Annotated in this window: 9 protein-coding genes and 1 riboswitch; of the genes, 5 read left to right on the top strand and 4 right to left on the bottom strand. The window is 56.1% G+C overall.

Annotated features, from left to right (window positions below; genetic code table 11):
- Positions 1–13 precede the first annotated feature (13 nt).
- A riboswitch (TPP riboswitch) is annotated at positions 14–130 on the bottom strand.
- 124 nt (positions 131–254) lie between these two features.
- Positions 255–2,621: a Tex family protein gene (locus tag CMO10_RS01955; RefSeq protein ID WP_297018636.1), complete on the bottom strand. Its 2,367-nt coding sequence runs from the start codon at positions 2,619–2,621 to the stop codon at positions 255–257.
- 246 nt (positions 2,622–2,867) lie between these two features.
- On the opposite strand from CMO10_RS01955, the gene CMO10_RS01950 reads away from it, so the two are divergent.
- Positions 2,868–3,131, top strand: coding sequence for a DUF1674 domain-containing protein (locus CMO10_RS01950; RefSeq protein WP_297018635.1), 264 nt, complete (start codon positions 2,868–2,870; stop codon positions 3,129–3,131).
- An 86-nt stretch (positions 3,132–3,217) separates the two neighbouring features.
- Here the strand turns inward: CMO10_RS01950 and rpe are convergent, their stop codons facing one another.
- On the bottom strand, positions 3,218–3,883 hold the full coding sequence (gene rpe / locus CMO10_RS01945; RefSeq protein WP_210515605.1) for a ribulose-phosphate 3-epimerase: 666 nt from the start codon (positions 3,881–3,883) through the stop codon (positions 3,218–3,220).
- 132 nt (positions 3,884–4,015) lie between these two features.
- Positions 4,016–5,359, bottom strand: coding sequence for an RsmB/NOP family class I SAM-dependent RNA methyltransferase (locus tag CMO10_RS01940; RefSeq protein ID WP_297018634.1), 1,344 nt, complete (start codon positions 5,357–5,359; stop codon positions 4,016–4,018).
- A gap of 199 nt (positions 5,360–5,558) precedes the next feature.
- Here CMO10_RS01940 and CMO10_RS01935 point away from each other — a divergent pair, with 199 nt between their 5' ends.
- The 4 genes from CMO10_RS01935 to purH all read left to right on the top strand — a co-directional run bounded on the left by CMO10_RS01935 (position 5,559) and on the right by purH (position 12,204).
- Positions 5,559–6,569: an MraY family glycosyltransferase gene (locus CMO10_RS01935; RefSeq protein WP_297018633.1), complete on the top strand. Its 1,011-nt coding sequence runs from the start codon at positions 5,559–5,561 to the stop codon at positions 6,567–6,569.
- 178 nt (positions 6,570–6,747) lie between these two features.
- Entirely contained in the window at positions 6,748–8,646 is a 1,899-nt protein-coding gene (locus CMO10_RS01930) for a polysaccharide biosynthesis protein (protein ID WP_297018632.1), read from the top strand.
- Positions 8,647–8,869: 223 nt separating this feature from the next.
- A complete protein-coding gene (gene hglS / locus CMO10_RS01925) occupies positions 8,870–10,282 on the top strand; it encodes a 2-oxoadipate dioxygenase/decarboxylase HglS (RefSeq protein WP_297018631.1) in 1,413 nt (470 codons plus the stop codon).
- Positions 10,283–10,626: 344 nt separating this feature from the next.
- Entirely contained in the window at positions 10,627–12,204 is a 1,578-nt protein-coding gene (purH, locus tag CMO10_RS01920; RefSeq protein ID WP_297018630.1) for a bifunctional phosphoribosylaminoimidazolecarboxamide formyltransferase/IMP cyclohydrolase, read from the top strand.
- A 48-nt stretch (positions 12,205–12,252) separates the two neighbouring features.
- Here purH and CMO10_RS01915 read toward each other — a convergent pair whose 3' ends face one another.
- Positions 12,253–13,572 (bottom strand): adenylate/guanylate cyclase domain-containing protein, encoded by a 1,320-nt coding sequence (locus CMO10_RS01915; RefSeq protein WP_297018629.1) that lies wholly within the window; start codon positions 13,570–13,572, stop codon positions 12,253–12,255.
- Positions 13,573–13,592 lie beyond the last annotated feature (20 nt).

Below are 13,592 nucleotides of genomic sequence, written 5' to 3'. Positions count from 1 at the left end.
TGGAGAACGTCGTGATCCGCGTTCGCACCGTCCCTACGCCAGTATGAACTGGATCAGGTTCAACGGGTCACTGCGCTGCTTTCACACGGCAGTTTCTCAGCCCCCTGTCGGGGCTCCCCTTGGTGAGTGCCCAAGATGGGTTTTATTGCGCTTTCTGTCAATTCATCCGATGGGCAGGACCCGGCAAAAGAGAAACGGCGGAAGGACATCCGTCCATCCCGCCGTTTCCATCATTTCACGTTAAGGCCGTTGGCTTACTTGCGGCGTTCCATTGCGGCCTTGAGCGCTGCTGCCATCGCACTACCATCACCGCCGGAATTGCCACCGGCATTGCCGCGACCTTGGCCGCCTTGCGGGCGGTTACCCGATGAATGTTGTGGACGGTTGCCGCCACGGGGTGCCGCACCACGATTGTCGGCGCGCTTTTCACGCGTGCCTTCGTAATCGGGGGCCGATTTCATCGAAAGCCCGATACGTTTACGCGGGGCATCGACTTCCATGACAGTGACCGAGACAATCTGACCCGCCTTGACCACCTGACGGGGGTCTTCGACGAACTTGTCGGCCAGCTGTGAGATATGGACAAGGCCATCCTGATGCACACCGATATCCACGAACGCGCCGAAGTTGGTGACGTTGGTGACCGTGCCTTCAAGCTTCATGCCGGTACGCAGATCCTTGATCTCGTTCACACCCTCGGTGAATTTGGCGGTCTTGAATTCCGGGCGCGGGTCACGACCGGGTTTATCAAGCTCGGCAATGATGTCGCGGATGGTCGGAACGCCAAATGTCTCATCGGCGAAATCTTCTGCCCGCAGCGTCTTGATAAAGGGCGAGTCCCCGATCAATTCTGCCAAAGGCTTGGCGGCCTTCGCACTGATCTTTTCGACCAGCGGGTAGGCTTCCGGGTGTACGGCCGATGCATCCAGCGGGTTGGTCGCCCCGCGAATACGCAAGAAGCCGGCACATTGCTCAAACGCCTTCGGTCCCAGACGTTCGACCTTTTTAAGGTCGGCGCGCGACTGGAACGCACCGTTGGAGTCGCGATAGCCGACAATATTGCGCGCCAGTGTCTCGGTCAGGCCAGCGACACGGGTCAGAAGCGGGATGGAGGCGGTGTTAAGGTCAACACCGACACCGTTCACGCAATCCTCAACCACGGCATCGAGCGAACGCGCCAGTTTGGTTTCCGATACGTCATGCTGATATTGCCCGACACCGATCGATTTTGGTTCGATCTTCACCAGTTCTGCCAACGGATCCTGCAGGCGGCGGGCGATGGATGCCGCTCCACGCAGCGACACATCCAGATCGGGGAATTCTTCGGCTGCGAACTGGGATGCTGAATAAACCGACGCACCGGCCTCATTGACGATGACCTTGGTGGCCTTAAGGGCCGGGAAACGTTTCAGGAGCTGACCGGCAAGCTCGTCGGTTTCACGTGAAAAGGTTCCGTTGCCAATCGCGATCAGTTCGATCTGATGGCGTGATGCGAGCGCCGCAAGGGTATTAAGCGCCCCTTCAACGTCATTGCGCGGCTGGAAGGGATAGACGGTTGCCGTATCAACCAGCTTGCCGGTGGCATCGACTACTGCGACCTTGACCCCGGTACGCACACCCGGATCAAGCCCCATGGTGGCCTTTTGCCCGGCGGGGGCTGCCAGCAACAGGTCCTTGAGGTTATCGGCAAACACCTTGATCGCACCTTCTTCGGCGGAATCGCGCAACGTGCCAAACAGATCAAGCTCGATCGACAGCGACAGTTTGACGCGCCAGGTCCAGCGCACAGTATCCATCAGCCACTTGTCGGCGGCCCGGCCCTTGTCCGCAATGCCGACATGGGCAGCAATCATGACTTCTGCCCGGCCCGGCTGGCTGCGCGGACGGTCTTCGTCCTCTTTGCCAAGGGTCAGTTTCAGTTGCAGGATATCTTCATTGCGGCCGCGGAAAAGGGCGAGCGCACGGTGCGACGGGCAAGTTTTGATTTTTTCGGAATGCTCGAAATAGTCCGAGAACTTGGCACCTTCGGCCTGTTTGCCTTCGATGACCGATGCGGTGATTTCGCCTTCATTCCACAAATGATCACGCAGCTTGGCGACAAGATCGGCATCCTCGGCAAAGCGTTCCATCAGGATCTGACGTGCGCCATCAAGGGCAGCTTTCGTGTCTTCCACGCCCTTTTCGGCATCAACAAACTTGGCGGCCTCGGTTTCCGGATCAAGGGTCGGATCGTTAAACAGGCTATCGGCCAACGGCTCCAGCCCCGCTTCGCGCGCGATCTGGGCTTTGGTGCGGCGCTTTTTCTTATAGGGCAGATACAAATCTTCAAGGCGGGTCTTGGTATCGGCCTCGTTGATCTGGGCTTCAAGTTCCGGGGTAAGCTTTTCCTGCTCGCGGATGCTTTCGAGCACGGATGCACGGCGTTCTTCAAGCTCGGTCAGATAGCGCAGGCGTTCTTCCAGCGTACGAAGTTGGGTGTCATCAAGCCCGCCGGTTTTCTCTTTACGGTAACGGGCGATGAACGGAACGGTCGAGCCTTCATTGAGCATCTCGATGGTGGCAATGACCTGTTCCGGACGAACCGAAAGTTCTTCGGCGATACGCTGGGGAATTGGACGCATGGTTTCTCCTTGTTTTGCTCGTACGCTTGGAATAGCGGCTTTGAGCGCACTCGAAAAGAGTCTGTTTTCCGCAAATTTTCGGGTACGCCCACATCAGGATTCCCTGTTTGATTCCAAAGGCCTGAAATCACATGGGTTTGTGCGTGCTTTTACCCACGGTCACGCGGACTTGCCGATATGGGTCGCGCACGTTATTTCTTTGGCAAATGTGATTTATCGGGCCACGCCCAAAGCAGGAGAAGACGAATGGCCGGAAAGTTCCGCGAAACCGTCATTCACGAAGTTCCCAAGGAAAAGGCAGAACCGCAGGCCGATGCCAATCCGGCGTCTGATGCGATCGCCGGGGCAGAGGAAGCACCCAAGCTTTCTCAGGATGCAATCAATGCGCTGGCGGAAGCCAAAGCCGCCAAGGAAGCCGCCGCCAAGGCCCGCGAAATCGGCGGACCCAAAGGTCCGGAGCCGACCCGCTTTGGCGATTGGGAAAACAAGGGCCGCTGCATCGATTTCTGATCGCAGCGTTTGAACGTAGATAAGAGAAAGGCCGAAGCATTTTGCTCCGGCCTTTTGTCTTTTCAGGTCATCAACGCGTCTGCAATTTAGGCGCCGCGGATGGCCTTGATGTTGTTGGCATATTCGCCCGGGCCGCCTTTGAAGGTGGCGGAACCTGCGACCAGAACATTGGCACCGGCTTCGATCACCTTCGGCGCGATTTCCGGGTTTACGCCGCCATCGACTTCAAGGTCGATATCACGACCGGTCGCATCAATCATCTTGCGGATGCGTTTGATCTTCTCAAGCTGGCTCGGAATGAATTTCTGACCACCAAAGCCTGGGTTCACGGTCATCACCAAAACCAGATCAACCATGTCCATGACATATTCAATCACACTTTCCGGGGTCGATGGGTTCAGCGACACACCGGCCTTTTTGCCCAGCGATTTGATCAGCTGCAGCGAGCGATGCAGGTGCGGGCCGGCTTCGGCGTGGATCGTGATGATATCGGAACCGGCATTGGCGAATGCCTCGATATAGGGATCGACCGGTGCGATCATCAGATGCACGTCAAACACCTTGTCGCTATGTGGGCGCAGTGCCTTGACCACGTCCGGGCCAATGGTGATGTTCGGTACATAGTGACCATCCATCACATCGATATGGATGTAGTCGGCACCGGCTTCGTCGACAGCGCGAACATCAACGCCAAGTTGGGCGAAATCGGCCGAAAGGATCGAAGGTGCGATTTTAATGTTTGACGTGGTCATGCGTCACAGGTCCTGAAGCGATATGGGATACGGGAAATTCGCGGCCTTGATACCCCAGATTGCCCGTCATGTCACCCGAATGGGACTCATGGCTGCCTTGTCTGCGCAAAACGCGGATCTTCTGGCAGAAGATCAGGCTTTTTTGACCAAGCGGGCGCAGAAAAAGCCGTCCATGCCGCCAAAATCGGCCATGTGGATCGGCAGAATGCGCAATTCACCGACCTCATTGATTGCTTCATCCCAGCCACCAAGTTCATCGGCGGAAATGGCTTTGCGTTCATAGTTCGGATGATCGGCAAGGAAGGATTTTACCTGATGCTCGCCCTCTTCGGGTTGCAGGGAACAGGTGCAATAAATCAGCTCGCCACCAACATTCAAAAGCTTGTCGGCCTGACGCAGAAGTTTGCTTTGGATCGGCAGAAGCGATTGCATCAGTTTGTCATTCTGCCGCAATAGAATGTCGGGATGGCGGCGAATGGTGCCCGTGGCCGAACATGGCGCATCAAGCAGGACGGCATCTGCACGCGGCGTATCAGGCGCCAGATCGGTGGCATCGCCGGTGACGACCGCGGCACCGAGCGAGACACGCTCAAGGTTCTCGAAAACGCGTTTCAGGCGGCCTTCGGATTTATCAACCGCAATCGCACTGGCGCCAAGGGATGCCAGCTGCATGGTCTTGCCACCCGGTGCAGCGCAAAGATCGTAGATGGTTTTGTCTTTATAGGCCGAAAACAGGGTTGCCGGGATGGCTGCTGCTGCATCCTGCACCCACCAGTCACCATCCTTGTAGCCTGGCAGGTCGCGAATGCGGCGACCCGGTTCAAGCCGTACCGACCCGGTCGGCAGCACAATGCCATCCATCTTTTCGGCCCAATCGGCCGACTGCGTGCGATCCTTGAGTGACAGATCGAGCATCGCATGACCAAGGCAGGATTCGGCAATGCCTTGGGCGGTTTCCGCACCATAGGCCTTTTTCCAGGATCCGCGCAGCCATGCCGGGATGTTGAGCTGCCAGTCTTCGACGCCTTCCGGCCATTCAAAGCCATCGCGCTGCAAGCCGCGCAGAACGGCATTGATCAGTTTGGTGTATTTATGCAAACCCGCATCACGCGCGAGATTGACCGTACTGTCGACCGCACCGTAGTCGGATGTATCCATAAAGAACAACTGCGCGACACCCAGACGCAGGATGTTGGTCAGACGTGCGGCAACCCGGTCCTGCGGCGGTTGATAGCGCGGGGCAAGCACCGCATCAATTTCGCCCAGATGGCGCAGGGTTGTGCCCAGCAATTGACGTAGGAAATTTCGATCAAGCGATGGCAGGCCATAGCCATGCTTTGACAGAAGTTCATCCAACGTCACTTCACCGCCGCGCAATTCCTGCAGGGTCTTGAGCGCAAGCATGCGCGGATCCGGGGCCTCCACCTGTTTGCGGGGGGCGTTGCGCTGGGATGGACGGGAACGACGTTCTGCCAAAGGATATCTCCGGTTTCAGTTTATGTGCTGTAGTTAAGCCCAGCATGGCAAACTGTAAAGCATCAAGCACGGTTTTGCGCGACATGGCTGCCTTGTGCGGTTGGGCTTGCCGCAATCATCGGGTGAAAAGCCTTGCGATGGGCAATGGGTCCGGCTAATCCAGACGGATCAAACTGGCAGGGACAAGGGCAACCCAACGATGACTTTTGCAGGAATTGCGACCTTTGCAAGCATCTTTCTGATCGGCTCGATGTTGCTGACGTGGGTGGTGCTGAACTATCTGCGGCGCAAGGCCATCCTTGATATGCCCAACCACCGTTCCAGTCATGCTGTCCCCACCCCGCGCGGTGGTGGGCTTGCCGTAACACCGCTTTTGATTGTTTTGGTTGCAGGTGTCTTTGCCATGACCGGTGTCACGGCCATTGGCGACTGGTTGATGCTGGGGGCTTGTACCGGGCTTGGCTTGCTCAGTTGGCTTGATGACCGTCATGATCTTTCTGCCGCCAAACGGTTTGCCCTGCAATTCGTTGCCGTGATCATTGGCATGCTGGCGCTTGATAAACCGGTTCTGGGCGGATTGGTGCCAATCTGGCTGGATCATGTTCTGGTGGTGTTGGCCTGGGTCTGGTTCATCAATCTGTTTAATTTCATGGACGGGATCGACGGTATTACCGGGGTTGAGGCCGGATCGATCGGCCTTGGGATTTTTATCCTCGCCCTTTTTGTCCCGCTGCCGCAATTCATCGGGCTTGGCTATATCGGGCTTGGTATTCTTGCGATCATGATCGGGTTCCTGATCTGGAACTGGTATCCGGCGAAGCTGTTTCTTGGTGATGTCGGATCAATCCCGCTTGGGTTTATTCTGGGTTGGCTCTTGTTAAAGGTCGCTTCTGAGGGGGCGTGGGCCATCGCCCTGATCCTGCCGTCCTATTACCTGTTTGATGCGACATTTACCCTGATCAAACGGGCCTTGCGGCGAGAGAAAATCTGGCAGGCGCACCGTGAGCATTTCTATCAGAAAGCCACCCAGCGCGGCTTTTCCCATGCCAGGGTCTCGATGATGGTTCTGATCAGCAATCTTGTCCTGATTGGTGTTTGCTTTGCCCAAAGCGACACGCCAGGCTGGATGCGCGTGATTGCTGCCCTGATTGTTGTGCTTGGATTGGTTGGCATGATGGTCCGAATGCCGGTGCGCGGCAATGCGAGCTGAAGAACGTTCATCTGATGCGCGCACGGCTTGACTTGATCCGGGCAGGGCGCGAAAAGAAAGCCTTATCCGCCGGTCGCAAAGCGGGTATATCCTTATAAAAACAGAAACCTTGCGAATAAGGGACCGCATGTCGCGATTGTTTCCTCGAAGTTACGTCGCCTTTGTCCATGACATATTCATGGCGGCAATCTCTTTCCCGTTGGCTTTGTACCTGCGGGTCGGCGATGGTGTGGTTTACTATACTCCCCATAGCGTTCTGTTTTCGGCAGGGGTCTTTACGCTGATTGCGGCGGCATCCTTCTGGTATTTCGGGCTCTATCGGGGCATCTGGCGGTATGCATCGCTCAATGATGTGATCCGGATTGCCAAGGCGGTTTCGGTTGCGGTGGCTGTTCTTTTCCTTGTTCTGTTTTTGACAACACGTCTCGACTGGATGCCGCGTTCGGCACCGATCATTCAGTGGTTCCTGCTGATGGCGTTTTTGGGTGGGTCGCGTCTGACCTACCGGATTGCCAAGGACAAATCGACCGCTCGTGCGTTGGTGCGCCAGGGCACGTCACTTCTGCCGGTTCTGTTGATCGGGGCAGGGGATGAGGCCGAAGCTTTCATCCGTGAAACCGAACGATCCGTTGACTCCCCCTTCAAGGTCATCGGCATCGTTTCCCTGACCCAGGGCCGTGTTGGGCGCAACATGCATGGGGTTGATGTTCTGGCGACTGTCGATCAGCTCGAAGACGTCATTCAGAAGCTGCAAAAGGGCCGGCATGGCCTTCCTCGGCGTCTTGTTCTGAGCGGGGATGCACTGCGTCACGAAGACAACGCCAAGTGGGTCGAGATTGCAGATCGCTATGGCATGACTTTGGCCCGTTTGCCAAAGCTTGGCGATTTGCGCGAAGGCCTTGCTGATCCGATGCAAATCCGCCCGGTGGCGATTGAGGATTTGCTCGGCCGCCCGCAAGCACGACTGGATCGGGATCGCGTTCGTGAAATGATTGCTGGCAAGCGGGTGTTGGTCACCGGTGCCGGGGGGTCAATCGGTTCGGAACTGGTGCGTCAGATTGCATCCTATGGCCCAAGCAGCCTGACCTTGCTTGATGCCGGGGAGTTCCAGCTTTATGCCATTGATATGGAAATGGCGGAAAAATATCCTGACCTGCCGCGTGACAGCATCCTTGGCGATGTTCGCGACCAAACCCGGATCGGTCAGGTCTTTGCCCGTTACAAACCGGAAATCGTTTTCCATGCAGCGGCCTACAAGCATGTGCCGCTGGTCGAACACAACCCCAATGAAGGCATTCTGACCAACACGCTTGGCACACGTAATGTGGCGGAGGCCTGTCGCGCCGCTGGTGTCGCCACGATGGTTCTGATTTCGACTGACAAGGCGGTCAATCCGGCCAATGTCATGGGGGCCTCAAAACGGCTGGCGGAATGTTATTGTCAGGCGCTGGAAACCCTGCCGCTCGAACAACGCGGATCGACCCGCTTTGTCACTGTACGCTTTGGCAATGTTCTCGGCTCGACCGGATCTGTGGTGCCCTTGTTCAAGCGTCAACTTGAAGCCGGTGGGCCGCTGACCGTCACCCACGAAGGCATCACCCGATACTTCATGACCATTGCCGAGGCAGTAGAGCTTGTTCTGCAATCTGCTGAACTCGGGCGCCATGGCGTGACTGAAGGTGGCAAGATTTTCGTTCTTGATATGGGCCGCCCGGTCAAGATCGTTGATCTGGCCCGACAGATGATTTTGCTATCGGGTCTGCAGCCCGACAAGGATGTCGAAATCAAGGTTACTGGCTTGCGTCCGGGCGAAAAGCTATACGAAGAGCTGTTCCACGATTCCGAACCCCCCGTGCCGACCGAAACCGACGGGGTGCTTTTGGCGGCCCCGCGTGTGGTGGATTATAGCTTGATCAAGCAGGTGTTTGATGCGCTCGAAGACAGTGCCACCAACCGCGACACGGTAAAAACGCTGGAGCTGATCAGTCAGCTGGTACCGGAATTCCAGCCGCCCGAGATCGGTGTGAAGTCGATCTTCGCCGATAACAAGGGCAGCGAAACAGAGACGGCCTCTTAAGGCTGTCTCGACGCGGCTAGGTGCCAACAGCGTCTGAGTTCATTTCCGATTGCTGTTTCAATAATCTCTATGTTCATTCTTTCATGGAATGAATTCGTGCTAAATTGTCGTTTGTCATGCCCGAAACCGGGTCATATTTTGCCATCCTGATGATGAATGGGAATGATCTTGCCCGACAAGGCCATTCCATCGGTTCAATATGATCCCGTCTTTTGGAGGCCCCATGTCGACAGACGCCTTTGTCCATCCTGATGAAATCCGTTCGATGTTTTCCAGCGCGATGTCTGACATGTATCGCAGCGAAGTACCCCAATACGGCACCCTGATGGAACTGGTTTCCGAGATCAATCAGAACACACTCGATGCTGATTCCAAGCTTGCCGAAAGCCTTGACTATAATGGCGAGCTTGAGCGTATCGACCTTGAACGCCACGGGGCGATCCGGCTTGGCAAACCCGAAGAGCTTTTCAATATGCGTCGCCTGTTTGCGGTCATGGGCATGCATCCGGTGGGCTATTACGATCTGTCTGTCGCCGGTGTGCCGGTACATTCAACCGCGTTTCGCCCGATTGACGAGGAAGCACTGAAACGCAATCCGTTTCGTGTCTTTACTTCGCTCCTGCGTCTGGAACTGATTGAAGACGAAGATCTGCGCCATCAGGCCGAGAGCATCCTTGCCAAGCGTGACATCTTTACCGCAGATGCCATCAAGCTGATTTACCTGGCAGAGAAAAATGGCGGCCTGACCCGGACACAGGCCGAACAGTTCGTTGCCGAGGCGCTGGAAACTTTCCGCTGGCACAGCAATGCGACTGTAACGCTTGAAACCTATCAGAAGCTTCATGACGCCCATCGTCTGATTGCCGATGTTGTCTGCTTCAAGGGTCCGCATATCAACCACCTGACCCCGCGCACCCTGGATATCGATGCCGTGCAGCAGGACATGCCCAAACGCGGTATCACGCCCAAAGCAATCGTCGAGGGTCCGCCCGCGCGGTCCTGCCCGATCCTGCTGCGTCAGACCAGTTTCAAGGCGCTTGAAGAACGGGTGAAGTTTATCGGCGACAGTTTTGATGAATCGCTTGGCACCCACACAGCACGCTTTGGCGAGATCGAGCAACGCGGCATCGCCCTGACGGCAGAGGGCCGCAAGCTTTATGACACGCTTCTGGCCGCAACCCGTCACGCTGTGCAGATCAATGCCGGTGGCTCAAACGCGCGTGATTATGAAACCGAACTGGCAGAACGTTTCCGCGCCTTCCCCGATGATTACGAGACGCTTCGCGTCGAGAAACTGGCCTTCTTCCGCTATAACGTGACCAAGGCCGGGCTGAATGCAGCCAAGAAAGGCGATATTGATCCGGCAACCCCGGTCAATGAACTGGTCGATCAGGGCTATTTGCGGGCCGATCCGATCATTTACGAGGATTTCCTGCCAGTCAGTGCCGCCGGGATCTTCCAGTCCAACCTCGGCAGTGACGAGCAGAAAAACTATTCCGAACAATCCAACCAGCACGTGTTCGAGGAATGCCTTGGCGCGCCGGTGGGTGATGAACTTGCCCTGTATGCCGGGCTTGAGCAAGACTCGCTTGACTATGCACTCAAAATGCTCGGTGTGCGTAAAAACGTTGCCTGATCGGGTACTTGTTAAAATCGCAACGGGGTGGCAGCGATGTCGCCCCGTTTTGCGTGGGGCACAGGGTTTGATGGTCTGATTGTTAAAAGCCGCCATGCAAGAATTCGGGGTCCACATTTTGCGCCGCACATGCTAAAGCTCCGCGCGAAACATGGTTCGGACTCATTGATCATGTGTCGGCCCGGATCGGATGCGTTGTTATCTGGTCCCGTTAAAAGGCCGGTTTGCCCGCAACACTGTCATTTCGCATGCACGAGCAGCCATGCGCATTCCTGATTTTGTGGGCCGATATATCATCAATGGGTCCGCAACCTTCATCACATTGATGCATGAAAGCGAACCCAATGACTGCTCGTATTGCGCGCGCGCTTATTTCCGTTTCCGACAAGACCGGTCTGGTCGAATTTGCCAAATCCCTCCACGCACAGGGTGTTGAAATCCTTTCGACCGGCGGCTCTGCCAAGGCGATCGAAGCCGCTGGTGTGCCGGTCAAGGAAGTTGCCGATCACACCGGTTTTCCTGAAATCATGGACGGTCGCGTCAAGACTCTTCATCCGAAGATTCACGGCGGCCTTCTGGGTCGCCGTTCTCTTTCCAGCCATATGCAGGCGATGGAAGATAACCACATTTCCCCGATCGATCTGGTTTGTGTGAACCTGTATCCGTTCGAGGAAACCGTTGCCAAGGGTGCCGATTTCGACACCTGCATCGAAAACATCGACATCGGCGGGCCGAGCATGATCCGCTCTGCGGCCAAGAACCATGAATCGGTGACAGTCGTTGTTGATCCGTCCGACTATGACCGCGTCGTTGCCGAGATGAACGACAATGGTGGTGCCACCACCGCTGAGACCCGCCGCGTTCTGGCCGCCAAGGCGTTCGCCCGTACGGGTGCTTATGACTCGGCGATTTCAAGCTGGTTTGCCGGTGAACTTGGTGAAACCTTCCCGCAGCGTCTTAATGTTTCTGCCGAACTGAAACAGACGCTTCGTTACGGTGAAAACCCGCATCAGCAGGCCGCATTCTACACCAACGGCAAAAACCGCCCGGGTGTCTCCACCGCGACCCAGCTGCAGGGCAAGGAACTGTCATTTAACAACCTCAATGACACCGATGCTGCCTTCGAACTGGTTTCCGAGTTCGATGAAAAGCCGGCTGTCGCGATCATCAAGCACGCCAACCCGTGCGGCGTTGCCGAAGGCGAAAGCCTGATTGATGCCTATCACAAGGCTCTGTCTTGCGATCCGGTATCGGCATTTGGCGGCATCATCGCGGTCAACCGCACCCTTGATAAGCAAACCGCCGAAGAAATCGCCAAGCTGTTTGCCGAAGTCGTGATCTGCCCGGATGCAGATGACGCCGCCAAGGAAGTCCTGGCAGCAAAGAAAAACCTGCGTCTTTTGGTCACCGGCGGCATGGCCGATCCGGCTGGTGAAGACATGACGCTTCGTTCGCTTGCAGGTGGCTACCTGCTTCAGAACCGCGATGCGGGTCGGGTCAAACGCGAAGAGCTCAAGGTTGTCACCAAGCGCAAGCCGTCCGAGGCAGAGCTTGATGACCTTCTGTTTGCCTTCCGTGTTGGCAAGCACGTCAAATCGAACGCCATCGTTTATGTAAAAGACGGCAAAACCGTCGGCATCGGTGCCGGTCAGATGAGCCGTGTCGACAGCTCGCGCATTGCCGCATGGAAAGCCGAAGAAGCTGGCAAGAATGCCGGTGAAGGCGATCTGCGGACACAGGGTTCGGTCGTATCCTCGGACGCGTTCTTCCCGTTTGCCGATGGCCTTCTCGCAGCGGTCAAGGCAGGTGCCACCGCTGTGATCCAGCCGGGCGGCTCCATGCGTGATGAGGAAGTCATCGCTGCTGCCGATGAAAATGACATCGCAATGGTCTTTACCGGTATGCGCCACTTCCGCCACTAAGCGGCTGGTTCTGCCAACAAGGTCATTTTGAAAATTCGGCGTCTCCGGTTAGCGTTCCGGAGACGCCGTTTTTGTTGGGATATGTTTGCGCCGGATGACAAGCGGTGCGGTTCGGCCCTTGACCGTGAGTTTCTCAAGCGGGCCGAAATTCTCTTCGGTCAGACTGGCATCAACAACGATTTCTCTGGCTTCTGCCGCAGAACAGAGCCGTGCTGCAACATTGACCGAATCCCCAATGACGGTGAAGTCACGGCGGTCCTCAGGGCCAATGGCCCCTGAAATAACTGAGCCGCGATAAACACCGATGCCCAAGGCGCGTGGGAAATTGAACCGGCCCATGGTTGTCAGGATTTCTTCAGCCGCGCGAAGGGCATTTTTTGCGCCATCATCGCCGTCAAACCGTGCAAGGATCGCATCCCCGATCATCTTGTCGATATCCCCGCCATGAGCACGCAAAATGCGAACTTGCAGCGACATCAGTTCGTTAAGAAAGTCGACAACGTCCTCGGGCGTGTTCTGTTCGGAAAATCCGGTAAAGTCGCGAATGTCGGAAAAGAACAGCGTAGTTATCACATTCTGCGAGGTTATTTCGCCGTGCTGGCCAGTTCCGCGTGCGGCATTAGCCGCTGATTTCGAAACAAAGGATTCCAACCGTCGCCGCAATTCGTTAAGTGCACCCGTGCGGGCATCAATATCGCTTTGTGCACGACCGACGAGCCGGTTAAGAACCCAGAAAAGCCCTAGCAGCAACACCAGCGGTACAGCGACGGACGGGATGATCGTGCGGGCAAAGATCTTGTCGAGATAACCGACCGGTTCATAAAGTTCGAAAACAGCGCGGAGGGTGTTTTCGGTATCAAAGACCGGGACATACAGTTCGTATTGCTGGGCACCGTCGGCCAGATCCTTGGTGACAATTTCAGGTGCGGCATTGTCGATCACGGAAATCAGGGCAGGACCATCTTCCGTGGTGCCGATCTCTGACGTATTGGTAGCAAAAAGAACCTTTTTCTCAAGATCATAGACCTTGAGCTCCGGAAGATTGAGCTCTTTCACCTCATCGGAAAATGCACGAAGAAGCAGCGATGCGTCGGCAAGGTGGCTGAGTTCTTCGGCCGTTTGTCTCGCCATCAATGATCGCCAGGCGGTCGGTGCGGCGTCTTCGACAGCGCGTGCGATTGTTTGCGCGCGTCGCTGGGCAAGCTCCAGATAAATTGACCCGACGATTTCGCGGGCGGTCATCCCGATCAGCAATACCGACAAAAGTAGGAAAAGAACAGCCATCGGCATGAAACGGCGCTGGAACAACCGCCTTAACGGAAAGGGTTGTTCCAGATTGACCGGTTCATGCGTTGATTTTTCGCTCATCCGGGGTGTGCAACCTTATC

It is taken from the genome of Thalassospira sp. (genome assembly GCF_002709775.1).
Taxonomy (GTDB): domain Bacteria; phylum Pseudomonadota; class Alphaproteobacteria; order Rhodospirillales; family Thalassospiraceae; genus Thalassospira.
This window is presented reverse-complemented; position numbering and strand designations above follow the sequence as displayed.